The organism is Candidatus Eisenbacteria bacterium, assembly GCA_020847735.1.
In the GTDB taxonomy this organism is placed as follows: domain Bacteria; phylum Eisenbacteria; class RBG-16-71-46; order RBG-16-71-46; family RBG-16-71-46; genus CAIXRL01.
The window spans coordinates 64,258-89,633 of sequence record JADLBL010000006.1 but is presented as its reverse complement, the minus strand read 5'-3'; the positions used below and the strand labels follow the sequence as shown (position 1 = coordinate 89,633).

The following is a 25,376-nucleotide window of genomic DNA, read 5'->3' as shown; positions in this document are numbered from 1 at the left end:
CGTCCATCCCCATCCATCGAGGCGAGGGAACGCATGTCGAAGGATTCGCGTGTTCGCGTCCCGGGCAACCCGGGCCACTTCACCGTGCGCGTGGTTGCGACGGCGACCCTGGTGACCACCCTTTCGCTGTGCGCCGCGGCGTCGGCGTTCGCCGCCTGGTCGCCCTCCGGATTCGCCTTCAGCGCCGCCAACGGGGCGCAGTCGAGCCTGCGCGCCGTGACCGACGGCCGCGGCGGATTCATCGCCGCGTGGGTGGACACGAACGGTGGCAGCCCGCGCATCTTCAGCCAGCGCGTGGATTCGACCGGCGCGACGCAGTGGGGAAGCAGCGGCGTGCTCGTCAACAGCAGCTTCTCCGGGCTCTCGGGTCTGACGGCCGCCCCCGACGGCGCGAACGGCGTCCTGCTCGCCTGGACCGCCGACCGCGCGGTCACGCGCAAGAACATCTACGTCCAGCGCCTGAACGCGAGCGGCTCGGCGGTGTGGCCGGCCAACGGCCTGATCGTGGATCCGACCTCGCCCGACACGGTGCAGGGCTCGCCCGCAATCGCCTCCGACGGCGCGGGCGGGGCGATCGTCGCGTGGGTCGAGAACCGCGGCGCCACCGACGACGACGTCTACATCCAGCGCATTCTGGCCGACAGCTCGCGGGCATGGCTCGCGGGGGGCGTCGGCGCGGACAGCGCCGACACCGATCCTCAGCTCAACCCGAGGCTGCTCGCCGACGGCGCGGGCGGCGCGTGGGTTTCGTGGGAGGACGACCAGGGCGCCGACACGCAGACGTTCTTCCAGAAGTTCGACGCCTCGGGCACTCGGGCCTGGACCGAGGGCGGTGTGACCTCGACGTCCAGCTCGTCGGTCGAGGCGCTCATGGCACGGATCCCCGCGACCGACTCGCTCGTCGTGGCGTGGTCCGACGCGAACAGCACGCGAATCGAAGGCACGAAGCTCACGCCCGCGGGAACGTTCGTGAGCGCGAGCGGCGTGCTGTGGCTGAACACCGCCTCGGCGCCGGCGGGGCTGCTGGCGTTTACGGGCGGCGCTGCGAAGCTCCTGGCCCCGGTCACGAGCACGGTGCAGTCGGTCGCCGTCACGTCCGCCGGAACCCCCGGCACGCCGGTCAATCTCGCGACCGGGCAGACGCTCGATGCCACCTCGAACCTGTCCGCCGCGGGCGATGGCGGCAACGGCTACTACGCCGTCTGGGCCTCGGGCGGCGCCGCGTTCGCGCGACACGTCACGGGCTCGGGCGCCGCCGACTGGGCGGGCCCGGTCGCGCTCACGACCGGGGTGACGCCGTCGCAGACCTATCCGGTCGCCGTGGGCGGGACCGATCTGCTCGCGGCGTGGGTGGACGACCGCGACGCGGGCACGACAGGGCCCGACCTTTACGCACAACGCGTCTCGCCGAGCGGCACGAGGGGAATTTACTTCCGCATCTACGCCACCATCGCCGCGGGCAACGGTGCGTTCTCCGCGGGCGGCGGCCGCAGCTGGGTCGCTCAGGGCGACTCGTTGCGCGTGCAGTTCGCCGGCACGTCCGGCCACCACGTGGACCACGTCATCGTCGGCGCGACGAACTTCGCGGCCGTGCCCAACTACACGTTCCACGCCGTCACCGCCGACAGCACGCTGCAGGCGCATTTCTCGAACGCTCCGGTGGGCACGCAGCTGGCGGTTCCGGCGGGCTCCTACCGGGCGTTCTCGGTGCCCGCGACGCTTTCGCCGGCGACGATCTCGAGCCTGTTCGCGTCGTGGATGCCCTACGACCCCGTGCGCTGGCGGCTCGGCCACTACGAAGCCGACGACAGCATGTACCTCGATCCGTCCACCACGCCCGCGCTCACCACGATCGTGCCGGGAGCGGGTTACTGGTTCATCGGGCTCAAGGACACGACGCTCACGTTCAGCGGCACCGCGGTCGCCGAATCGCAGTTCAACCTGACGATGCTGGGCAGCACGAAGAACGGCCGCGGCTGGACGCAGTTCGGCTCGCCGTTCCGCTTCCCGCTCGCGGTTTCGCAGCTGCGCGTCTCGCCGGGGCCCGACGTGCCGATCTCCGACGCCGGCAACACCGCGACCGATCCGCAGGTGCTCGAGTGGAATCCCGGCTCGAGTTCCTACGGCGCGGTGAGCGTGCTGCAGCCGGGCCGCGCGTACTGGTTGTGGCGGCAGAGCGCCACGGGCATCACGCTGCAGTTCCCGTGTCTGTGGAACCCGGTCGCGACCGGGGGGCTCGAGCCCTCGCTCGCGACGCTCGGCGATTGGTCGGTGGCGGTCAGCGCGCGCGCCGGCGCGCGCGAGGCGAGTCTCGTGCTCGGCGCCGCGCCCGTCGAACCGGGTCGCTGGAACCGGCTCTCGGCGCACGCGCCGCCCGAGGGGCCCGGTGACGCCCTCGGGCTCGTCGCGCGTGTCTCCGACTGGGGCGCGGACGACGGCGGCTACGCGTCCGTCTTCCGTCCCGACGCGGCGACGCTCGCGTGGGACTTCGACGCGAGCGCCGCTTCGGGCCTGACCGAGTCGGCGCTGACCTTCGCGTTCACGAACCTGCCCGACGGACGGCGCGTGGTGCTGTCCGAGCCCGCGAGCGGCTGGTCGCGCGAGGTCGCTTCGGGCGTGTCGGTGCCGCTCGTCCTCTCCGCGACTCCCCGCAGACTTCGGCTCGAGGTGCTCGCGAACGGGCCGGTGACGCCCGACGTTCCCCTCGTCACGGCGCTGCGCGCGGCGGGCCCCAACCCGTTCCGCGACTCCGCGACGCTGTCGTTCACGCTCGCGCGCGGCGGCCCGCTTCGCTGGGACGTGTTCGACCTCGCCGGACGCCGCGTGGTCTCGGGAGCCCGCGCGCTGGACGCGGGCGAGCACACGGTGACGTGGGACGGCCGCGACGACGCCGGGCGCCGCGTCGAGCCGGGGCTCTACCTGTTGCGCTGGCAGGCCGACGGACGCAGCGGAGCGGCGCGCCTCGTGCACACGGATTGACGATTCCGAAACGCGATGTCGCTTGCCGGGGGGGTGCCGGCGGGCCATCCTCGATGGCCTGCATGACGCCCCCCGCTTCGCGTAGTCATCCCTCCAGAGGAGGAAGTCCGAAGATGAAGCGCGTTTCCCTCGTGGCCGCCGCCACGCTCACGATGATGGCCTGTTCCGTCACGTTCGCCCTCGCCGACGATGCGGCAAAGGCCGCGGTTCCCGCGAAGGCCACCGAGGCGACGGCCGCCGTTCCCGCGAAGGTCTCCGAGGCGAAGGCGGCCGTTCCCGCCAGGGCCGCCGAGGTGAAGGCCGCGGTTCCCGCGAAGGCCGCCGCGCCCTCGACCGACAAGGCGATCGCCGCCATTGACGCCCAGATCGCGGCGCACAAGCCCAACAAGAGCCAGGCCGGCTGGAAGACGCACCTGACGATCCCAACGGTCGTGCAGTTCGATCCGGCGAAGAAGTACTTCGTGCGCATGGTGACGAGCGAAGGCCCGATCCTGATCCGCATGATGCCCGACATCGCGCCCATGCACGTGACGAACTTCCTCTACCTGGCACGCATGGGTTTCTACGACGGCATCATCTTCCATCGCGTCATCCCCGGCTTCATGGCGCAGAGCGGCGATCCGCTCGGCAACGGCCAGGGGGGGCCCGGCTACCAGTTCACGAGCGAGTTCAGCCCCAAAGCGCGGCACGACCGGCCGGGCCTGCTGTCCATGGCGAATACCGGCCTCCCCGGCACCGACAGCAGCCAGTTCTTCCTGACGTTCGCCGCGACGCCGTGGCTCAACGACAAGCACTCGATCTTCGGCGAGGTCGTCGAGGGCATGGACGTGCTGAAGAAGCTCGAGGCGAACGGTTCGCGCTCGGGCACGACGTCGAAGAAGATGTGGATCGAGAAGGCCACGGTCGAGGTGCAGTAGTCCTCGCGCCAGGTTGGCCCGGGCGGTACGGGGGCGGTCCGGTTCGCCGGGCCGCCCCGATCGTTTGCGCAGCGCCCGTCGCCGCGGAGCGCGATGCAGGCTTCGTCGGGAAAGCGGCCACCGGGGCGCGTGACGCGGGCGCCGCGGCCGTGGCAGGATGCCGCGCGTCCGCCCACCCATGTTCACGGAGGAACCGATGGCTTCAGGTCCGCGCATCTCGTTCTCGGGCGTCATGCTGGTCGTGTTCGGCTGCCTCTTCCTGGCCGACCAGCTCGGCGCGATCCACTTCGGTGCGGTCTTCCACACCTGGTGGCCGGCGATCCTCGTCATCGCCGGACTGCTCGGACTGATCGAGAAACCCGCCTCCGTGTTCGGCCCCATCATCATGCTCACGGTGGGCCTCGCGCTGCTGCTCAAGAACCTCGGCTACCTGAAGCTGGAGAGCGTCTGGAAGCTCTGGCCCGTGATCCTGATCGCGCTTGGCCTGAACTCCCTGTTCGCGAACCGCGGCGGCAAGGGCTAGGAGCTCAGGCGCTGGCGCTGCTGAAAGCCGGTGCGGTGATGCTCCCGGGCCTCAGCGCGTAGCGCCGTCGCAGCCAGGGACGGCGGAGACGGCGCGGAGCGAGGAGGAAGGCGGCAGGATGCCGCCGACCGACGCTGAGGCCCGGGAGCATCACCGCACCGGCGTCGCCCCCCGGACCCGGCGCCCGCTACCAGTCCACGCGCAGCCCCGCGAGCCAGCCTCTCGTCGCCGCCGGAATCAGCACCGGCACGAGGTTGCCCGCGGCGTCGTAGTCCATCCAGCCGCTCGTCGCGTAGCGGACGCCGGTGGCGTTCATCACCCGCAGCGACAGCTCCGCGCGCGCGCCGCCGACCTCGCGCGCGAGCGAGCCCGACAGGTCGAGTGTCGTGCGGGGCGCGATGCTGTTGGCCTTCGTGCCCGTGTTGTCCACGTAGATACGGCCGACGTGCTGAACGCTCGCGCCGAGCGACGCCGAACGCCACGTGGCGCGGACGCCGGAGTTCGCCATCACCGCGGGGAAGAAGCCGAGCGGCCTGCCGTCGTAGCTCGCCCCGTCGGCGGGCGCCGGCCCCCAGGACTCGCGGTAACGGACGAAATGGTTGTCCGACAGCGTCGCGTTCGCTTCGAGCGCGCCGCGGAGCGCTCCGAAGCGGCGCGTCGCCGAGCCCGCCAGCTCGACGCCCTGGTGCACCGAACGCGCCGCGTTGCCGAGGATCGGGTAGCCCAGGTCGGTGTCGAACTGGCCCGCGTTGACCAGCTCGTCACGAAAGTCCATGCGAAACGCGCTCACGCTGGCGAGGAGGCCGTCACCCGTCCATCTGCCGCCCAGCTCGAGGTCGTTCACGCGTTCCGGACGGATGAGCGGGTCCTCGTACACGCCGGCCGCGACGTCCACACGGCGGTAGAGCGGCACGCTGCCCGCGCCTTCGGCGTCGTAGAGGTCGCGGAACGCGGGCTCGCGGCGCGCCAGCGCGAACGACGCGTAAACGCTCCACGCCGGCTTCGGCGTCCAGGAAAGGCCCAGCCGCGGCAGCGCGAAGTCGTACTGTTGACGAAACGCGATGCCGTCGAAGCGGTCGCCCCGCATCCGGTAGCCCTGGTGGCGCCAGGCGAAGTCGGCGGTCGCGCGCAGCGCCGGCGTGACGTCGAACTCCTCGCGGGCGAACAGGCCCGCGGACAAAGTCCGCGGGTGATAGTCGTAATAGGCGTGGTCCGGCTCCGTGCCGGGCGGCAGTCCCGAGCCCGAGATCACGGTGCCGACATGCCGGCCGTCGTGGAAGCGCAGCTCGCCGCCCAGCGTCAGCGCGCCGCGGTCATGCGCGATCCGCGCGCGCGGCACCCAGCCGTAGTGCCGGTTCACGACCTCGCGCCGGCGGACCAGGTCGAAACGCTCGACGGTCGCGCGACCCTGCCCGTCGAGGACCACGTTCCCGTTCGCGTCGAGCGCGTAGTAATCGTGCGCGAACAGCGTCGTGTCGGACGTCGTCCACGGCGCGAGCCGGTAGTCGGCGAGCGAGCGGCCCAGGCGCCGCTCGTCGTACCAGCCGCGGCCGTCGAACCAGAAGAGCGTCTGCGACAGCGTGACCGCGGCCGTCGGCGTCCAGGTGTGGAGCAGCTCGTAGTGCGGCTCGAAGAAGTGGTCCTGCTCGCCGGGGTAGGTGATCGGGTTGAAGCGCCGGTCGCGGTCGGCATCGCCGGTCACGGCGCCCGCTAGGTACCCGGGCGTCACGCCGAGATAGGCGAGGTGCGTGTTTTCGGGTCCGCCGTACAGGTTCAGCCGCCACGACTGCGTGGCGGACGTCTTCTGCGCCGAGAGCGCGTACGACCAGAGCCGGGACCACGACCGTTCGCGATAGCCGTCCGTCTCGATGCGTGAGTAGCGGCCGTACAGACCCCAGCCGCCGGGCAGCCTGCCGGAGTCGCCCTCGAGCAGCAGCCGCTTCGTGCCCCACGCGCCGTACGATACGCTCGCCGTGCGGCGCGCGACCTCGCCGATCGGCGCGGTGTTCAGCGAGACGCTGCCGCCGAGCGCGGCCGCGCCGTACAGGGCCGGGCCGACTCCGCGCGACACATGGAGCTCGGCGGTCGAGGCGAGCAGGTCGGGGTGGTCGATCCACCACACCTCGTGCGACTCGGGGTCGTTGAGCGGCACGCCGTTCACGAGCACGCTGATCCGCCGCTGCGGAAAGCCGCGCAGCGACAGATACGAGTAGCCGACGCCGTTGCCCGCGTCCGAGTAGGCGTAGGCGCCCGGCAGGGTGCCGAGCGCCATGGGGGTGTCCTGGCCCCAGTTGAGCTCTCGCACCTGCCCGCGCGTGAGCGTCGTGCGCGCGAGCGGCGCGCGCGCGTCCGCGCGGGTCGTGCTCACCTCGACGGGCGGCAGCGGCACGATCCGCGGGAACGTGTCGGGAGCGGCGTTGACGGCGGCCGCGAGCGCGGCGGCGAGAAGCAGGGGGGAGGTCATGACGCGGATCCTTGTCGGTCGAACGCGCGGCCGGCGAGCCACACGAGCAGCGACGCGCCGAGCCCCGCGTAGATGGGTTCGAGTCGGAGGGGATAGCCGGGCGTCCAGGCGAGCGACTTCGCGAGCACCCAGTAGAGCGAGATGACGCCGGGGATGACCATGAACCCCACTGTCCAGCGGGACGAGAGCCTCCCGCGGCCAGTGAGCGCGGCCGCGACCGGCAGCAGCAGCATCGGCGTCGCCACCGAGCCGATGTCGTGCCACAGCGCGATCACGCTCTGGCTCGCCACCGCGAGCGCGGTGGCGACCGCGGTCGAGAGCCACAGGCCGATGCGCGAGTAGAAGGGCAGCCGGGCCTCGTCGCCGCCACGCAGGCGCCAGATGAAATCACGGCCGACGGTGGTGGCCGCGATGAACGCGTACGAATCGATGGTGCTCATCACCGTCGCGATCATGCCGAGGTAGAAGAGCCCGAGCGCGACCGGCGGCAGCGTCAGGCGCGCGACCTCGGGGAAGGCGAACACCGGCTCGGCCAGCCTCGGCAGCAGCGCCCGCGCGTACAGGCCCGTCGTCGTGGTCATGAAGTCGAACACCGCCCAGCAGGCGATGGACCACAGCACGCCGTCGCGGGCCACGCGCGGGTCGCGCGCGGCGTAGGCGCGCTGCCAGAAGCCCGGGTCCACGAGCGTGCCGAGCGCGATCACGTACCAGACGAAGATGGCCGCCGGGCCGTTGCCGCCGTTCCACCGCCAGTGCGTGGCCGGAACCCGCGCCTCGAGGAACGACAGCCCGCCGTGCTGCACGACGAGGAAGACCAGCAGCAACGCGAAGCCGCCGTACATGAGCACGAACTGGATCTGGTCGGTGAAGATCACGGTGCGCAGGCCGCCGCGGTCCACGTAGAAGACCGACAGCACCGCCGCGGCGAACACGCAGGGAACCAGCGGCGCGCCGAACATGACCGCGAACAGGGTGCCGAGCATGAGCACGTAGGCCGCGGGCGCCGAGGTGACGAACACCGCGACCGCCCCGGCGAGCGCGGGTCCACGGCCGTGCGCGCGGTCGAGCAGGTCGGGAATCGTGTAGAGCTTCGCCTCGCGCGCGCGCCGCGCGAACAGCAGCGCGAACAGCAGCGCGCCGAGGTAGTAGGGCACGCCGAACACGACCCAGTTCGCCAGCCCGTACTTCCAGGCGTACTCGCCGACGCCGAGGATGCCGCCGTACCAGGTGGTCACCAGCGTCGCGACGAACGCCGGCAGCGTCACGGCGCGGCCGGCGACGAGGTAGTCCTCGGCCGGCGGGCGCGAGCCGAAGCGCCGCAGCCAGAGAACGAGAAGGAACACGAAATAGGCGCCGACGAGCGCCCAATCGAGCGGGCTGCTGCTGAACATCGCGAAGTCATGCCTTCCGGGCGGGGCCGCGAAACGCGAACGCCGCCCGCGAAGGGACGGCGTGGAAGGCAACTCGGGGACAACCGGGTCGTCTTGGCCGTTTCCCTACGCTGGTCTTAGCCAGTTCAGGTTCGACGGGTGTGATCTCAGGCCGGCGCTTGTCCGATGCCGGCCACCCCGAACGACGGTCCGCCGAGACGCGCGGACGGCCGGCACCATGCGCCCGCCGACCGGCAAGCGCAAGCCGCGGGGCCCGCGGGGAGACCCGCTGGAGGCGCCCCCCCCAGCCCGGGGAGCGGCGGTTGCGGGGCCCGGCAGCAGGTTCCTCCCGCGCCCGGCGGCCCGAAATCCGGCACGCCCGAGGTGAAATGTGTTGAGAGCCGGACCGGGCGCCGGATACGATTTCCCTTCACGCCCCGGCTCCGCCCGGGGCCCGTCGCAGCCGCGGCCGTTCCGCCCTCGAGACAACGGCCCTGCCTTTTGCCCCGGAGGTCCCCATGTCTCGTGCTCTTCTCTGGTCCGTCGTCACGCTGCTCGCGCTCGCCGGCTTCGCGCTCCCCGGCACCGCCGTCGCGCAGGACGAGGTGATTCCCGCCAAGACCCTGGTGCGCAAGTTCCCGCAGGGACTGTTCTGCGCGCTGCCGGTGTCGCTCTCGTTCACCGCGCCGGTCGAACCGGTGGTCATCACGTTCACCGCCCTCCAGTGGGTGGACGACGGCAGCGGCACGCTGACCTGGACGCAGCAGCTCATTGACAACGTGACCGTCTCGCCGACGACGCAGGTCGCGGCCAACACGCTGCCGCCGCCCGCGGGCTCGAACGAGGAGTCGTGCTACATCGGCGACCCGCAGCCGACGCCCTACTTCCGCTTCAACCGCTCGGGGCTCGAGCACGACCTGCTCGAACTGTTCGACGACGACCCGGCCCCGCGCGGCTGGAACATGACCGACGGCGCCTATTTCAACGGCTCCCGCAGCGCCGACCGCGATGTCGAGAACCTGACCGACGCCACGGGCGGCTCGCTCGGTCTTGGCGACGGCAGCGGCACGCCGACGGCCGGCAGCCATGCCAGCGCCAGCATCACGCTCGGCAACCTCAATCAGGGTGTGAGCTACGATCTCGACGCCTGGTGGGACGCCGGCTTCGTGCGCTTCCCGCACGACACGGACTATCTGACCATCTCCATCACCACGCTCGCCGGCGTGCCCGTCGCGAAGAAGAGCTGGGGGGCGCTCAAGCTCGCCGGTCACTGAGCGCCGGCGGCCCGTTCACGAGCCGCTGAGCACGAAGGGCGCCCAGTAGAACGGGTCCGCCCAGCGTGGATCGCGCCGCAGCGCCCGCTTCGCCTCGCGGAGCGCCGCGGCGTAGTCGCACGGACGTCCGGCCCGGTCGGCCGCGGCGACGGCGTCGAACAGCCGCCGGACGACGACCGGTGCGGCGCGGTCGTCCACCGCCCACAGGCTGGCCACCACGCGGCGCGCGCCCGCGGCGAGAAACGCGCGCGAGAGCGCGAACGATCCCTCGCCGGCGACGCGCGGACCCCGGGCGGTCTCGCAGGCCGACAGCATCGCCAGCTCGCAGCCCAGCGACAGCCGGTGGATTTCGAACAGCTCGAGCAGTCCGTCGTCGTCGCTGTCGCGGGGCGGCGAGGGCGGAGGAGCCAGCACCAGCCCGGCGAGCAGGCGCTCGGGCGAAACGTCGGTGAAGCCGTGTGTCGCGAGATGAACGTATCGGCGTCCGGCGAGCCCGGCGCGAACCGCGGGCTCGCGGGCTTCGGAACCGGAGAGCGTCTCGACCTGCCCGGGGCCGAACGCCTCCTCGATCGAGCGGCTCTCGAGCGCCGTGCCCGGCAGCGGCGACCAGGTGCGCCCGCGAATGGCCGGGCTGGCGAATGCCACGTTGCTCACGCTGAAGACCGGAGCCCTCCCGGCCGCCGGGGCGTTCGCGGCACGGGGCCGCAGCGCGAGGCTGAGCAGCGAAGCGGCCGAGGGCCCGTAGGCGATCGCCGGCCCGTCGTCGAGCCAGTAGCGTGTCGCCTTCGCGCGCCCGCGCGGCTCGGTGACCAGCGCCTCGAACGCGACCAGCTGAAGCGCGCCGTCGGGCACGACGACCGCGGTGCGCGCCGCGCGCAGCGGACGCCGGAGGGCCTCGGGAACCAGCGTTCGCCACAGCGCGTTCAGCCGCAGCTCGAACGAATCGGGCGCCGCCTTCGAGCGCAGCGGCAGCGACAGGAATCCGCCGACGGGCGTGCCGCCGAGCAGCCCGACGATTCCGGGATCCTCGCCGCCCGCGGCGTCCGCCGGCCGGCCGCCGACGATTCGTTCGAGCGCCGCGGACCCGAGCGGCCCTGCCGCCTCGCCCAGCACGGCGGCGGCGTCGCTGTCCAGCTTCAGGGCGTACGCCCTCGCCGCTCCGCGCGAGGGCACCACGAAAACCCAGCTCGCCTTTTCGCCGACGTGGTAGTCGAGCAGCATTCCGTCGCGCGGCACCACTTCGTGCTGCAGTTGCGCGACGCTCGCGCCGCCGCCGCCGGCTCCCAGGATGTCCCGCCACAGCGGACTCGCGTCCTCGATGCGGCGGCGCGCCACGGCCAGCTCGAGCGCGGCCGAATCGCGCCGCGCCTCGAGCGCCGCCAGCGTCTCCAGCCGCTCGCGTGCCGAGACCGAGCCGTCGGCGCGCGCGTCCTGGATCGCGCGGTGCACGGCCGCGAGCGCCGCTTCGGCGGCGCGCTCGTGCGTCTCGAGCGGCATGCGCCGCGCGGCCGGGATCCCGGCGCGCAGGTCCACGCCGCTGGCCGCGATCTGGTCGAGCAGCGTTCGCGCGCGGCTGCGCTCGTGCGTCGCGAGCGCTGCGTCCACTTCGCCGGCCTCGAGCTGCCAGCCGACCATGAGGTCCACGAGGTCGAGCTGGCTCGCCATGTAGGCGGCGCGCGTCTGATCGCCGCCTCCGCGCCAGGCGCGCAGCGAGTCCCGCGCGGCGAGCGCCACCGCCATGTCGCGCATCGCCGGATCGCGCTCGCCGCGAGCGCCATGCCAGCGGGCGCGCTGCGCGTACGCGTCGAGCCGGGCGTCCGGATAGGCGCCGGAAGAATCGAGGATGGCGATGGCCCGGCCGAGCAGCGCGCCGACCGTCGCCGCCGCGCCGGGTTCGAGCGCGCGCGAACGCGCCTGCTCGAGCATCACCAGCGCGACGTCGGGATGATCCGGGCCCAGGCTCCGCTCGCGCAACGCGCGGGCGCGCGCGAGCAGCGAGTCCACCTCTTCCGGGAGCGGCCGGTCCGGCGTGCGCGCATGCTCCGCCAGCTCGAAGCGCGCGAGGTCCACGAGGTTCTGCGCCAGCAGCGGGTGCTCCGGGCCCAGCGTCGCCTCGAGAACCTCGCCGGTCTCGCGGTAGAGCGATTCGGCGCGCGCGAAGTGTCCCAGGTCCTGCTCGCAGACGGCGGTCTGGTTCAGGAACGGCACGAGGCCGGGATGCCGCGCTCCCAGTGCCCGGCGCGCTTCCTCGAGCGCCGAAGCGTAGAGCGCCGCCGCCCGCTCCGGACGGCCCTGCAGGCGGCGCACCTCGGCGAGGTTCAATCGCGCGGTCGCCAGGGCCTCGGGGTCCGAAGCGTCGTGCTCGAGAATCGCGAGGCCCGACTCGAGCAGCGGTTCCGCCTCGTCGTATCGCCCGCGATCCTTGAGCAGCCCGGCCAGGTTGTTCCCGAGGCCCAGGCGGGTAGGGTCGTCCGGCGGAAGCGCGGCCCGCGCGATTTCGAGACCGCGCCGGAAGCGCGCCTCGGCCTCGTCGAGCCGGTCGCGAACGCGGGCGAGCTCGCCCAGGTTGTTGAGGCCGTCGGCGGCCTTCGCCTCGAACCCGGCGCCGAGGGAATCGTAGATGGCCTGCGAGCGTTCGAGCGGCGTCGCGGCGCCGGCGTAGTCGCCGAGCTGAAAGCGCAGCAGCCCGAGCTGGCGAAGACTGGCGGCGGTTTCGGGGCGGCGCTCTCCCAGCACCCGCGAGCGAATCCCCACGGCGCGCTCGGCGAGCGGCACGGCCTCCGCCCAGCGGCCCAGGTAGTCGAAGAGCGTGGCGAGGGTCGCGAGGCTGGCGGCGACGGCCGGGTCGTCCGGACCGAGCGCGAGCTCCCGCACGACGAGGCCTGCGCGGAACAACGGCTCGGCCGCCGCCCAGGCCCCGGGGTCGCCGGCGAGGAACAACCGGCGGCCGAGACTGTCGAGAATCGCCGCCGCCTGCCGGGCCGGGAGCCGCTCACGGAGCTCGCGCGTGCGCACCAGCGAGTCGGCGAGGCTCGACGCCTCGCGCCAGCGCTTCGCCGACATCGCCGCTTCGAAGCGGCGTTCGATGGCCGGGCGCGGGGCCGCGGGCGCCGCGGCGGCGGGGCCCGGCAGGATCGACGCGGCCAGCGCCAGCGCCGCCAGGAGAACGCTCGATTTCGCGCGGTGCGCGCCGGGTTCGCGGGTCCGTCTCATCGCCTGAGCGCAGCATGCGGTTTCGCGCGCGGGCGCGCCAGCGCAATCCCCGCACGGGACCGAAGGCTCACGATTCCCGAAGGTCGTACCGGGGGGTCGGGCGTGGACGCGGCCGGCGTCAGCCTCTAATGTCGGCGGCGATCCCCGCGCGGGTTTCGCGCGGCCGGGCGTGCTCTTCGCGCCCTCCGTTCCCTCCTCAGGGGGTGAGGTTCCCATGCGTGCTTTCGCACTGTCCGTCGTCCTCCTCGTCGGGTTCGCGAACGCCGGCGCGGTGGTGGCTGCACCTTCGGAGACGGTCGCGGTGCTCGCGGCCGTAAGGGGGCACGTCGAGGTCTTCGCCGGCCGCGGCGCCTCCGCGACTCCGGCGACCTTCGGCCAGGCGCTGCGGCGGGGGGACCGCGTGACGGTGGGCAAGGGCGGCAGCGCCACGCTGTTCTTCGGTGACGGCAACGTCGTCACGCTCGGCGAGCGCGGCTCGATCACGGTCGGCGGCCGCGCCTCCGAGGCGGGCGCCGCGCGCGAGCTGCCGCAGGAAGTCTTCGCGCAGGTGAGTCAGTACGTCACCTCCGGCTCGCGCGAGACCGGCCTCGTCAGCATGTCGGAGATGCGCTCCGACGCGGACACGGGCTCGCCGCTGCTGGTCGCTCCGCGAAACACCGCCGTGCTCGAGGACGCGCCCGTGTTCGAGTGGCGCTCGGTGCCCGGGGCGATCCGTTACCGCGTGAGCCTCGCGCCGGTCGGAGGGCCGGAAACCTGGTCGCGCGAGGTCCCCGCGGCGTCCGGCCCCGAACGGACGCTCGCCTACCCGCCCGACGCGGCACCGCTCGCGGACGGTCGCGAGTACGAGTGGGAAGTGACGGCACTGGACGACCGGGGCAGTCTGCGCCGCGAGAGCGCGCGCGTCCGCCTGCTCGCGAAGGCGTCGCGCGACGACGTGCGCGCGAACCTGGAACGGATCGCGTCGGGCGCCAGCGCGGACACGGCCGCCGCGCGCTTCCTGTCGGGTTCGTACCTGTGCGGGCTGGAGCTCTACGACGCCGCGGCCCGGCAGTTTCGGGAGCTGTCGGCGCTCGTGCCCGGCTCAGCCGCGCCGCACGAGGCGCTCGGCAACCTCTACCTGAAGGTGGGCGCGTCCGACCGCGCGGCGGCGGAGTTCCGGCAGGCCCTGGCACTCCACCGCGAAACGCGCTGACCCGGCCCGCGGCCCGGATCGTGATGGAACGCATCTCCCATTTCGAGATCGTCCGCCGTCTCGGTCAGGGAGGCATGGGCGAGGTGCACGAAGCCGTGGACCTCGATCTCGGCCGTCGCGTGGCGCTCAAGTTCGTGAGCGGGACGAACGCGCACGACCCGGAGGCGCTGCGGCGCTTCGAACGTGAGGCGCGGACCGCCGCGGCCCTGCAGCACCCGCACATCGCGACGCTGTTCGCCTTCGACCGCAGCACCGAGCGGCCGTTCCTCGTCATGGAGCTGCTCGCGGGGCGCACGCTGCGCGACGTGCTCGCCGCCGGCCCGCTGCCGATGCCGGACGCTCTCGGCATCGTGCGCGACGTCGCGGCGGCGCTGGCCTACGCGCACCGGCATTCGGTGGTGCACCGCGACATCAAGCCCGAGAACCTGATGTTCGACGCCGACGGCCGGGTCAAGGTCACCGACTTCGGGCTCGCGCGCATGACCGACGCCTCCCGGCTGACCCGCACCGGCTCGACGCTCGGGACGCCGTTCTACATGGCGCCCGAGCTGGTGCGCGGCACGTCGTCGCCCGGCGCGGAGAGCGAGGACGTGGGCGCGGCGCCCGCGGACGTCTTCGCGCTCGGCGTGACCCTCTACGAGATGCTCACGGGCACGCTGCCCTTCCGGGGGCCGAACGCCCTGGCCACCCTGTACGCGATCGCCCACGACGACGCGCCGCCCCTGCGCGAGCGGCGCGCCGACGCTCCGCCCGAGGTCGAGGCGTTGCTCGCGAGGATGCTGGCCCGCGACCCGGCGGCCCGCCCGGACGCCGCGGAGGTCGCGAGCGCACTCGGCGGGGTGACGGGGGAGGCGCCCGCCGGCGGGTGGGCCAGCGGCGTGAGCCGCGCCTTCGCCCCCGCGGAACCCGTCCAATCCGGAGCGGTGACCCGTGAGATGGGCGGCGCGACGACCAGCGCCGTGACGCTGCCGGTCGAGCGGCGGCCCGCCGCGCAGGCCGGCCTGCCCGTTCCCGCCGGCGGTCTCGTGCGTCGGCCGCGCCGCGGCGCCCGGCTCGGCGCCGCGCTGGCGGTGATCGCGGCCGTCGGCGCGGCGATCACCTGGGGCGTGTTCGCGCGCAACGCGGCCGCGAGCCGCCGGGCGGTGTCGCTCAACAACCAGGGGCACGACTCGCTCATGGCCGGTCGGGTCGAGGTCGCGAAGGCGCGCTTCGAGGCGGCGCTCGCGATCGCGCCCCGTTACGCCGAGGCCAAACTGAACCTGGCGGCGGTGCTGGCGCGCGCGGGCTCCGCCGATCGCGCGGCGCAGCGATACGCCGAGGTCCTGCGGGAGAACCCGCGGCGGCCCGGGTTGCTCGCCGCCGCGCACTACGGACTCGGCGAGCTGGACTTGCGCGCGCACGCCTGGCCCGGCGCGGTCGCCCACCTGCAGGAGGCCTCGCGTCTGGATTCCACGCGCGCCGAGTACCCCAACAACCTCGGCTACGCGCTCGTGCAGGCGGGACGCACCGCCGAGGCGCTCTCGACCCTGCGCGCGGCGCAGGCCCGCTTCCCGGCCGAGCCGGCGCCGCTCAAGAACATCGCGCTCGCCTGGCTCGCGGGCGGAGCGCCGGACAGCGGGCTCGTCGCGGCCGATCGCGCCGTCAGGCTGCGCCCGACGTTCGCGGCCGGCTGGCTCGCGAAGCTGCAATGCGAGGCGGCGCTCGGAGAGCGGACCGCGGCGCTGGCGAGCCTCGAGACGTTGAGGGGACTGTCGCCGACCGACGCCGAACTGGCCGAAGCGCTCACGGCGATTCGCGGCATCGCCGCCGTGCGTGCGACGCAGCGAAGGCTTCCGGCCCGTTAGCGCGGCGCCCGGGCCGGGAGTTCGAGCGGCACCCTCAGTACTGCCCGGGATGCAGCAGCGCGATCACGACCTTCAGCACGGGTTCGCTGAGGACGGGAAAGAACTTCCAGACCGCGAGGATGCCGACGAAGGACATGCCCGGCATCGTGATGAACGTGCGGGCGGCGCTCGCCGCACGGGGCGGCATCGCCAGCGTGAGGACCGAGGCGCCATCGAGCGGCGGGAACGGCAGCATGTTGAGCACGAACAGGAGCACGTTGAGCGTGAACAGCACGGACAGCGCGAGCGCCGCGAACGCGAAGACGCCGAGCGGATCCGCTCCGGCCGCCGGCTCGACGAGGACATCGAGGGTGATGCGCGCGGGCGCGTCGAAGACACCGAAGACGAGCCCGAGGCGCAGCAGCGCGAAGGCCGCGACGGCGAGGCCGAGGTTCGCCAGCGGGCCCGCCGCGGCCATGAGCGCGGCGCGGCGCGGGTGGCGCTCCGCCCACTCCGGATCGTAGGGCGCGCTCGCCCAGCCGATCGTCCAGCCCTGCGTCAGGCTCGTGAGCAGCGGCACGACCAGCATGCCGAACGGCGCGCGGCGGATGTGCGGCCACGGCGCGAGCGACGCCTGGCCGCCACGGGCCGCGGTGTCGTCGCCGCCGTGGAGCGCCGCCCACGCGTGGGCGGCCTCGTGCACGGTCGTCGAGAACAGGAACGCCGGGAACCAGAAGACGAGGGCGTGAAAGGTGGTGGCGGTCATGCGAGCGGTCTCTCCCTGCCCGCGGTCCCGCAGCACGCGCCGGGCCATCGGCGGCGGCCCGCAACGGGTTGCGCGCGGATCGCAGTGACATGCGGTTGGCGCGCCGCGACCCCGCGGACGGAGGGCGGTGCCCGCGCGGTTCGCTCAAGCTGCACGGGCGCGCTTGCAGGGCGCACGACGTCCCGCGTGTTCGCTCCCGGGCGGCCGCTCGGCTAACCTGCCGCGCCATGATGAGACGACAGACGGGTTCGGTGGTGTGTCCGCGCTGCGGAAAGCTCGTGGGCGTGGGCGAGAAGAGCTGCCCTTATTGCGGCGCCTGGCAGCCGGGCATGTTCGGCTACGGCCCGGTGCTGCGGCGCGCCTTCGGCGGGGCGTTCGACCTCGGCAACGTGATCATCGCGTACTGTGTCGTGCTCTACCTGCTGTCGCTGGCGATCGACCCGGGCGCGATCCAGATGCGCGGCCTGTTCGACCTGCTCGCACCCTCGGGCGCCGCGCTCTACCACCTCGGCATGACGGGCGGGTATGCGTGGGCGGCGGGCCAGTGGTGGACGCTCGCGACCGCGACGTTCCTGCACGGCAGCCTGCTGCACATCCTGTTCAACATGCTGATCCTGAAGCAGTTCATGCCGAACGTCGTGGACCTTTGGGGGGCGCCGAGGGCGTTCCTCGTCTTCATGGCGGGCGGCATCGGCGGCTTCCTGATCTCGAACGTCGCGACGGGACACCCGACGATCGGCGCCTCGGGCGCGATCTTCGGCCTGCTGGGCGCGCTCATCTCGTACGGCCGGCGCACCCACCAGGGCCACATCACGCAGCAGCTCTGGATCAGCGCGATCTTCATGTTCGTGATGGGCTTCACCATGGGCAGCGTCAACAACTGGGCGCACGCGGGCGGCTTCGCGGCCGGCTTCGGCACGGCCGAACTCATGCCCACCAGCCACCGCCGGGAAGGCATGGGCGTGCTGCTGCTCGCCGGATTTCTCGCGCTGGTTTCGGTCGCGGGAGTCGTCCTTTCGTTCCTCGGCTTCACGCGGTTGCTGTCGGGACGCTGACGATGCCCGCCCGCGGAAGCGAACCGCCCGTCCGCTGCGCCTGGCCGAAGCCTTCGAACCTGCTGTACGTGCGCTACCACGACACGGAGTGGGGCGTGCCCGAGCGCGACGGAAGGGCGCTGTTCGAGAAGCTGCTGCTCGACGGCGCGCAGGCGGGGCTTTCGTGGGAGACGATCCTGAACAAGCGCGAGAACTACCGGCGCGCCTTCGACGGCTTCGATCCGGAGAAGATCGCCCGCTACGGATCGCGCAGGACCGCGGCGCTGCTCTCCGACCCGGGCATCGTCCGCAATCGCCAGAAGGTCGCGGCGTTCATCGGCAACGCGAAGGCCTACCTCGCGCTGGTCGAGCGCGAAGGCGAGTTCGGGCCGTGGCTGTGGCGTTTCGTGGACGGCACCCCGGTCCAGAACCGCTTCACGACGACGCGGCAGATTCCGGCGCGCACGGCGGTCTCGGATGCGATGTCGAAGGAGCTGAAGGCGCGCGGCTTCAAGTTCGTGGGCTCGACGATCGTGTACGCGTTCATGCAGGCGGTGGGCATGGTCAACGACCACCTCGTGAGCTGCTTTCGCCACGAACCCTGCGCCAGGCTGGGACGAGCACGCCTGCGGCGCGGCTGACGCCCGCCGGGCGGCGGCGCCACGCCAGGACTGCCTGCTTCCGCCCGGCCGAGGGCGCCCGACCTGCGCGTGGAACGGCGGACGCTCACCTCGGGCATCCTGCCCTCGGTTCGCTAGGCGCTCGGGGCGCTTCGCCGATCCCTGGCTCTCGCGCCCCTCGCGACTCCGCCGTTCCACGCGCAGGTCGGGCGCCCTCGGCCGGGCTGCGTGTGAACGGCCGGGGGGGCGGCAGGCGGTGGTGGCTCGATACGCGAGTCGGTCGAGGCGGCGCGTGGGCCTGCTCTGCTAATCTCCGGCGCATGCGCTGCTGGCCATGGATGACCGTTGCTGTCGTCGCGCTTTCGTCGTGCGCGGTGGCGCCGGCGCTCGGGCAGATGGACGCCGATACGCTCGTGCGTGCGGAGAGGGAAGCCGGGGCAGCCGCGGAGGAGCCGTTTCCCGTCGTGCTCGGCAGCTTCACGACGACGCTGGCGGGGAGCCGGCCCGAGCGCACCGCGAACGTCCGGCTTTCGGCCGAAGCGCTCGACGGCGCGGTGCTCGAGCCGGGGCAGGTGCTGTCGTTCGACGCGCTCGTCGGGCCGCGCTCGCTCGCTCGCGGCTACCAGGACGCGCCCGTCATCCTCCACGAGACGCGCCAGGTGCAGGTGGGTGGCGGCGTCTGCCAGACCGCCTCGACGATGTTCGTGGCCGGCCTGCTGTCGGGTCTCACGAGCGTCGAACGCTGGCGGCACTCCTCGCCGGTGGACTACATCGCGCCCGGCGAGGACGCGACCATCGCGTGGCGATCGAAGGATCTGAGGCTGCGGAACGACACGGGCCAGCGTGTGCGCCTGCGGATCTTCGTGCGCGGCGCGACCCTGAGTGCCCGGTTCGAGGGCGAGCAGCCCGCGGCGAACACCTTCGAACTCGCGACCGAGGAGCGTGACCTGCCCGCCGATCCGGGCGTCGAGGGCGCGCGGCCCGGCCGCGAGATCGAGCTCTACCGCGTGCGGACGGGACGGGATGGCGAGCAGTCGCGCGAGTTCGTGCACCGCGACGTCTATCCGCCGACGCGTGGAGCGCAGGTGCGGCCGTGAGGCACGCGCTGCTCCTCGGGGCGTCGCTGCTGGCGGCCGCCTCCGGCGCGCTGGCTCCCGAACTCGATCCCTACCGCGCGCTCTCGCACGACGGCGTCGCGAGCGCCGCCTTGCTCGACCAGGTGCGCGAAGGTCTCAGGGAAGCGGTGTGCGGGCCCGAAGACGGGGCGGGACGTGCGCCGGTCGCCGAAGCGGACTCCGGGGAAGCGAGCGCTGCGAGTGTTCCCCCGGCGCCGCCCGAGTGGCCCGGATCGCCCCGGCCGCTCTACGTGACGCTGGTGCGCGGGCGCGCGACGCGCGCCTGCGTGGGCTCCGACGTGCCTCCGGGCGGTTCGCTCTCCGCCTCGCTGCGGTGGCTGGGCGGTCAGCTCGCGACGAACGACCGCCGCCGCCCTCCCGTGCGGGCCGAGGAACTGGACACCTTGCGGCTGATCGTGGCCTTCGCGGGCGATCCCACGCCGGTCGCGGACCCCATGTCCGTGGACCCGATGCGCGAGGGACTCAAGATCGAAACGGGGAAGGGCACGGTGGCGTTCCTGCCCGGCGAGGCGCGCACGGTGGCGTGGGCGCTCCGCGAAGCGCGGCGCATCGGCGTGCTCGCCGGGCCGGTCGCCGAGGCGCGCTGTTCGAAGTTCGACGTCGTCACGCTTCAGGGGCCCGCGACCACCCGGGCCCGCCGCCCGATCCCATCGAACCCGTGAGGACCGCCATGCCGCACCCCATGACCTTCCGCACGCCGTTTCGCCGGTCGCTTCCGGGCTCGTGGCGCGCCGCGGGCGCTCTCGCCGCGACGCTCGCCGCTTCGTTCGTCCTGCTCGCGCTGCTCGCGCCGCCGGCTTTTTCCGCGGGCACGCGGGTGACCGGGCAGGTCGTGGACGCCGAGACGCAGAAGCCCATCGCGGGCGCCGACGTCGAGCTGCAGAACTCGGGAGGCGGGCCCGGCTACTACCGCACGACCTCGGATTCGCGGGGCGAGTTCGCGTTCGACGACGTCCAGACGAACCGCTGGTACCTGTTCACCGTCGGCGCCGACGGCTATACGGACTGGGCGCTGGACGGCTGGCGCTTCCCGGTCACGCAGAGGGAAGTTCGCGTGGTCGCTCCGCTGGACCGGGCCGGCCGGCTGGCGGTCAAGGTCACGGGCGCCGACGGCCGCACGCCCATCGGCTCGGCGCGGGTCACGATTCGCAGCGAGCGCGCCCCGGCGTGGTACGAGGCCTCGCGCCGCGATCCCGATCCGCGCTGGACCGCAAAGGACGGCACGGTCGCGTTCGACGGCCTCGCGGCCGGCTACTGGACGATCGCCGCGGACGCCGGAGGCCTGCGCGCGACCGAATCGCATCGCGTCCCCGTGCGCCGCGGCGAGACGACGCCGGTGGCGATCGTGCTGGCCCGGCCCGCCAGCATCGCCGGCGCGGTTCGTCTCGCCGACGGCACCGGCGTCGCGGGCGTCAGCGTGATCGCGCGCGGCGCGGGCGAGGCCACCACCACGACCGACGCCGAGGGCGCCTACGTGCTCGGCGAGCTGGCGCCCGGCCGTTACCGCGTCGAGGTCGCGCACGAAGGCTTCGAATCCGGCACGGGCCGCGAGGTCACGGGCCTGCGGGAGGGCGAAGCGCGCACGCTTCCGGACCTGGTCGCGACCCCGAAAGCGCCGGCGCTCTCGCTGGTGTTGCAGCGCGAGGTGTTCGCGCCCGACGAGAAGCAGCAGCTCGCCGTGCGCGCGTTTCGCGCCTCGCGCGTCGCGTTCACGCTGTGGCGCCTGCCGGAGGCGCGGCTGCTCGATTCCACCCGCGACTTCCGCGCGACCTACGTGCAGGGCGCCGACACGACGGGCCTCGTACGGATCGAGGCGTGGGAGCACGACCTGCCGGACGGTCCGCCGTTTGCGTGGCGGGAACAGGAGATGCCACTGCCCCGAGAGCAGCCGGCCGGGGTCTACGTGCTCGAGGCCCGCACCGGAAGGCTCTCGCGCCGGATCGTGTTCTTCGTCAGCGACCTGAGCCTGCTCGCCAAGCGCTCGGCTTCGCGCACCACGCTGTGGGCCGGCTCGCTCAGGACCGGCCTTCCGCTCGCGGACGTGGCGCTCTTCCGTGTCGCGCCCGTCGGGCTCGACGACGGCTCGCTCGCCGACGGCCAGAAGTGGACGAGCGTGCTGGCCCAGGCACGCGCCGGGCGCGCGCTGACCGACGCAGACGGTCTCGTGAGCCTGCCGACCGACCGCGCCGGCCGCACGCGCTGGCTCGCGGTGAGCGAGAAGCACGGCGTCGCGATCCTCGAATCCCCGCTCTCGGGCGAGGCCCAGGGCGGCGGCGACCGGCTGTTCCTGTTCACCGAGCGGCCCATCTACCGCCCCGGGCAGACCGTGTACTGGAAGCTGTTCACGCGGCAGGCGAGCGGTGACGCCTGGTCGCTGCCCGCCGCGGGCGATCCGGTCACGCTGAAGCTTTCGGGGCCGGAGGGTTCCAGCCTCGACGTGAGCGGGGCGTCCCTGTCGGCCTCCGGCTCCGCCGACGGCAGCGTCGTGATTCCGGCCGACGCGCCGCTCGGGGACTGGTCGCTCTCGGCCACCGCCGGGCGCGCGAGCGGGTCCGCGATCGTCGCGATCCAGCAGTACCGCAAACCCGAGTTCGGCGTGGACGTGACGCCCGACCGTCCGGTGTACGTGAACGGCGACGAAGTGCGCTTCGCCATCACGGCCAGCTATTTCTTCGGCGCTCCGGTCGTCGGCGCGACGGTGCGCTGGACGCTCTTCGAGACGCGCCTGCGGGGCGGGAGCGACTGGGGAGAAGGCGGGGAAACCGGGGGCTTCGGCCGCATGCTCGAGTCCGGCGAGGCGCGAACCGACGTGGACGGCCGCGTCGCGCTGCCCTTCACGCCGCAACGGGTCTCGTACGACCGGCGGCTGTCGCTCGAGGTCGAGGTCGTGGACGGCTCGCAGCGCGTCGTCAGCTCGCGCGGCACGGCTCTCGTCGGCCGTGGACTGTTCACGTTGAGCGTCGTGCCCGTCTCGGGGCTGTTCCTCGCCGGCCGGCCCGCGCAGGTGGACGTGAGCACGAAGGATCTGCTCGGCCATCCGGTCTCGGCGGCCGTGACGGTCGAGCTCGACCAGGACGCGTGGAACCCGCTCGAACGCCGCTACACGCGCTCGAGCCGCCCGATCGCCAGCGTCGAAGCCACGACCAGCTCGGTCGAGGGCACGGCCCGTGTCACCCTCGCTCCCGGCCGGGCCCGGTCGGGCTACTTCACCGTGCGCGCCAGGGCGCGCGACGAGCGCGGAAACACGCTCGGCGACGAGGCGACCTTCTGGTGGTTCGACGACAAGGTCTGGTCGTATCCGTACCGCTACCCCGCGCTCGAGGTGCTCGCGGACCGCTCGAGCTACGCGCCGGGCGACACGGCCCGGCTGCTCGTCAACACCGACGTCAAGGACGCCGCCGTGCTGGTCAGCGTCGAGGGCCGCGAGATCCACGAGCTGCGCGTCCAGCATCTGTTCGGCAACAGCGGCCTCGTGCGCGTGCCGCTGCGCGCGGAGTACGCGCCCAACGTGTTCGTCGCCCTGCACGTGCGGCGGGGCCGCGAAGTGCACTCGCGCGTCGTAGAACTGAGCGTCAACGCCGCGCGGCACGACCTCGCGATCACGCTGACGCCCGACCGCGCGCAGTACCGCCCGCGCGAGGCGGCGACCATCGGCATCGAGACGAAGGACGGATCCGGCCGGCCGGTGCCTGCCGAGGTCGCCGTGGGCGTCGTGGACGAGGCGCTCTACTCGCTGCGCGCCGACCGGACGCCGAACCCGCACGACGTCTTCTACGGCCGCCGGCCCAATTGGGTCACGACCGTCGTGAGCTTCCCGACGCTCTATTACGGCGGCGCCGACAAGGGCGACCATGGCGAAGTCCGCCGCGACTTTCGCGACGTCGCGCTGTGGGCGCCCGTGGTGCGCACCGGCGCCGACGGCCGCGCGAGCGTGACGCTGAACTGGCCCGACAACCTCACCACCTGGCGTGCGACCGCGCGCGGCGCCACCGACGCGACGCTCGTCGGTGCCGCGATCGCGAAGACGCTCGTCAGCAAGGACGTCGTCGCTCGCCTCTCGGTGCCGCGCGCGTTCACCGCGGGCGACGAGGCGACGCTGGTCTCGGTGGTCGCCAACCGCGGCCGCACGCCGCAGACCGGCGTAAGCGAGCGGCTCGAGGTTTCGGGAGCGGCGAAGCTGGTCGGACCGGGAAGCGCGACGACGAGCATGGCCCGCGGCGGCGAGTCCCGCGGCCGCTGGAGCGTCACCGTCGCGGCCGACAGTCCGCGCGACGGCGGCGACGCGAGCGCGAAGTTCCTGTTCCGGGTCAAGGCGAAGACCGACGCCGATGCGATCGAGCTGACGGTGCCGGTCGCACCCCGCGCCGTGGCGCTGCACCCGCACGGAGCAGGGGCGGTGAAGGGCGCGTCGCAGTCGGTGACCGTGACGATGCCGGCCAACCTCGTGAAGAGCGGCAGTTCGCTCACGCTCGAACTTTCGCCTTCACCGGCGGCGATGGCGCTGGCGGCGGCCGAGTACCTAGTCGCGTATCCGTACGGCTGCACCGAGCAGACCGCGAACGCGATCCTGCCGGCGACGGCCCTGCTCGCGGCCGCGAAGAAGGCGGGCGTGGCCGCGCCGGGCTGGGACGATCCCGGCAGGCGGCTGACGCCGTTCCTCGACCACCTCGCCTCGCTGCGCCATGAGGACGGCGCGTGGGGCTGGTGGCGCGGTGACGACAGCGACGCCTACCTGACCGCGCTGGCGCTCGACGCCTTCGCGCGCTCGGCGCTCGCCGGCGTGCGCCGCGACCGCTGCCTGGCCGAGATCCAGCAGACCTTCTGGGCGCTCGGCCGAGTGCTGGCCGACGTCCGCGAGGTGGACGGCGAGGCGTACGTGGCGATGCACCTCTCGACGATGCTGCTGCTGCCCGAGGCGTCGGACTGGAAGGATCAGCGGGAGCTGGTCGTGACGCTGGCGCGCTCGACATACGAGCAGCGGGACCGACTCGGCACCGCCGGCCTCGGCTGCGCGGCGCTCGCGTGCTCCCGGCTCGGCATGGCCGGCGAGGCGAGGACGCTGCTCGCGAGCCTGATGCAGCGCGCCTCCCCGGACGGCAACGGGCTTTCTCTGCCGCCCGACGATCCCGACGCCTGGTTCGGCGACCCGGTGGAGAACACCGGCTACGCGCTCTCGGCCCTGTCGGCGATCGGCCCGGACGACGCGCGAGCGCCCGAACTCGTGCGCTGGCTGGCGGCCCGCCGCACCGGCCGCGGTTGGAAGAGCACGCGGGTGAGCGGCGTCGCGGCAATCGCGCTGGCCGACTACCTCGTCGCGCGCCCCGGCGAGGTCGCCAGCGCCGCGGCCGCGCGCGCGAGCTGGAACGGCGAGGTCGTGCACGACGGGCCTTTCGATGGCGGTCGCGGCTTCGGTGCCGGCGTCACCGTCCGTATTCCGGGCGGCAGGCTCGAGCCCGGCCCGAACACCCTGGTCGTCACGCGCACGGGCGAAGGCGCCCTGCACTGGGCGTGGAGCGCTCTCGCGAACGTGCCGAGCCCGGGCCCGGCCGCGAAGGACCCGCGCCTCGCGGTCCGGCGCGAGTTCCTGCGTGCGACCCGCACCGCCGACCGCCGCGGCCGCCCGCGCTGGCTCGTCGCGCCGTTCGACACGGCGGAGCCGCTGCGTGTCGGCGACGCGGTCCTGGTGCGCCTGACGCTCTCGGCCCCGAAGCGACTCTCGTGGCTGATCGTCGAGGATCCCAAGCCGGCCGGCTTCGAAATCGACGACGTCCTGCCCGCCGGCGCCGACCGGCCGTACGGCACCTGGGCGGAAGCCCGGGACGACCGCGCGGTGTTCTTCGTCGGCTCGCTCGAGCCGGGCGACACGGTGATCGAGTACCTGCTCCGGCCCGAGATCGAAGGCGCCTTCACCGCGCTGCCGACTTCGGCCGGGGCCATGTACGATCCCGACCTGCTCGTGCGCGGCTCCGAAGACCGGCTGCGGGTCGCGCCGATGCCCTGATCCACGCCGATGCGCCGCGGCCGCGCGGCCCGGCACTCACCGACCGACGCGAGGAGAGACACCC

15 protein-coding genes and 1 riboswitch are annotated in these 25,376 nt (G+C 73.2%); of the genes, 11 read left to right on the top strand and 4 right to left on the bottom strand.

Features of this window, described 5'->3' with window-relative positions:
* The first annotated feature begins 33 nt into the window (after positions 1–33).
* The 3 genes from IT347_02885 to IT347_02875 all read left to right on the top strand — a co-directional run bounded on the left by IT347_02885 (position 34) and on the right by IT347_02875 (position 4,419).
* A complete protein-coding gene (locus IT347_02885) occupies positions 34–2,979 on the top strand; it encodes a hypothetical protein (GenBank protein MCC6348520.1) in 2,946 nt (981 codons plus the stop codon).
* Between the two features lie 113 nt (positions 2,980–3,092).
* Complete coding sequence (locus tag IT347_02880) at positions 3,093–3,896, top strand: peptidylprolyl isomerase (GenBank protein MCC6348519.1); 804 nt, start codon at positions 3,093–3,095, stop codon at positions 3,894–3,896.
* Positions 3,897–4,092: 196 nt separating this feature from the next.
* Positions 4,093–4,419 carry a hypothetical protein gene (locus IT347_02875; GenBank protein MCC6348518.1) on the top strand — a complete coding sequence of 109 codons (327 nt, stop codon included), beginning with the start codon at positions 4,093–4,095 and terminating at the stop codon, positions 4,417–4,419.
* A gap of 187 nt (positions 4,420–4,606) precedes the next feature.
* Here the strand turns inward: IT347_02875 and IT347_02870 are convergent, their stop codons facing one another.
* Positions 4,607–6,883, bottom strand: coding sequence for a TonB-dependent receptor (locus tag IT347_02870; GenBank protein ID MCC6348517.1), 2,277 nt, complete (start codon positions 6,881–6,883; stop codon positions 4,607–4,609).
* Positions 6,880–8,274 carry a sodium:solute symporter family protein gene (locus tag IT347_02865; protein MCC6348516.1) on the bottom strand — a complete coding sequence of 465 codons (1,395 nt, stop codon included), beginning with the start codon at positions 8,272–8,274 and terminating at the stop codon, positions 6,880–6,882. Before IT347_02865 ends, IT347_02870 begins: the two co-directional genes overlap by 4 nt.
* An 85-nt stretch (positions 8,275–8,359) precedes the next feature.
* A riboswitch (TPP riboswitch) is annotated at positions 8,360–8,464 on the bottom strand.
* 307 nt (positions 8,465–8,771) lie between these two features.
* Between IT347_02865 and IT347_02860 the strand changes: the two genes are divergently transcribed.
* Positions 8,772–9,527, top strand: coding sequence for a hypothetical protein (locus IT347_02860; protein ID MCC6348515.1), 756 nt, complete (start codon positions 8,772–8,774; stop codon positions 9,525–9,527).
* A 15-nt stretch (positions 9,528–9,542) separates the two neighbouring features.
* Here IT347_02860 and IT347_02855 read toward each other — a convergent pair whose 3' ends face one another.
* The gene (locus tag IT347_02855) at positions 9,543–12,740 is read right to left on the bottom strand and encodes a CHAT domain-containing protein (protein MCC6348514.1); all 3,198 of its coding nucleotides are present in this window, start codon (positions 12,738–12,740) and stop codon (positions 9,543–9,545) included.
* Between the two features lie 214 nt (positions 12,741–12,954).
* Here IT347_02855 and IT347_02850 point away from each other — a divergent pair, with 214 nt between their 5' ends.
* Positions 12,955–13,932 (top strand): hypothetical protein, encoded by a 978-nt coding sequence (locus tag IT347_02850; GenBank protein ID MCC6348513.1) that lies wholly within the window; start codon positions 12,955–12,957, stop codon positions 13,930–13,932.
* Between the two features lie 23 nt (positions 13,933–13,955).
* Positions 13,956–15,776 carry a protein kinase gene (locus IT347_02845; GenBank protein ID MCC6348512.1) on the top strand — a complete coding sequence of 607 codons (1,821 nt, stop codon included), beginning with the start codon at positions 13,956–13,958 and terminating at the stop codon, positions 15,774–15,776.
* 34 nt (positions 15,777–15,810) lie between these two features.
* Here the strand turns inward: IT347_02845 and IT347_02840 are convergent, their stop codons facing one another.
* Complete coding sequence (locus tag IT347_02840) at positions 15,811–16,521, bottom strand: site-2 protease family protein (GenBank protein ID MCC6348511.1); 711 nt, start codon at positions 16,519–16,521, stop codon at positions 15,811–15,813.
* A 230-nt stretch (positions 16,522–16,751) separates the two neighbouring features.
* On the opposite strand from IT347_02840, the gene IT347_02835 reads away from it, so the two are divergent.
* From IT347_02835 to IT347_02815, 5 genes are all read left to right on the top strand, one after another.
* A complete protein-coding gene (locus IT347_02835) occupies positions 16,752–17,576 on the top strand; it encodes a rhomboid family intramembrane serine protease (protein ID MCC6348510.1) in 825 nt (274 codons plus the stop codon).
* A 2-nt stretch (positions 17,577–17,578) separates the two neighbouring features.
* A complete protein-coding gene (locus IT347_02830; GenBank protein MCC6348509.1) occupies positions 17,579–18,196 on the top strand; it encodes a DNA-3-methyladenine glycosylase I in 618 nt (205 codons plus the stop codon).
* A 299-nt stretch (positions 18,197–18,495) separates the two neighbouring features.
* Complete coding sequence (locus IT347_02825; protein ID MCC6348508.1) at positions 18,496–19,272, top strand: VanW family protein; 777 nt, start codon at positions 18,496–18,498, stop codon at positions 19,270–19,272.
* A complete protein-coding gene (locus IT347_02820) occupies positions 19,269–19,973 on the top strand; it encodes an AMMECR1 domain-containing protein (protein MCC6348507.1) in 705 nt (234 codons plus the stop codon). Before IT347_02825 ends, IT347_02820 begins: the two co-directional genes overlap by 4 nt.
* An 8-nt stretch (positions 19,974–19,981) precedes the next feature.
* Positions 19,982–25,312 carry a carboxypeptidase regulatory-like domain-containing protein gene (locus tag IT347_02815; GenBank protein ID MCC6348506.1) on the top strand — a complete coding sequence of 1,777 codons (5,331 nt, stop codon included), beginning with the start codon at positions 19,982–19,984 and terminating at the stop codon, positions 25,310–25,312.
* Positions 25,313–25,376 lie beyond the last annotated feature (64 nt).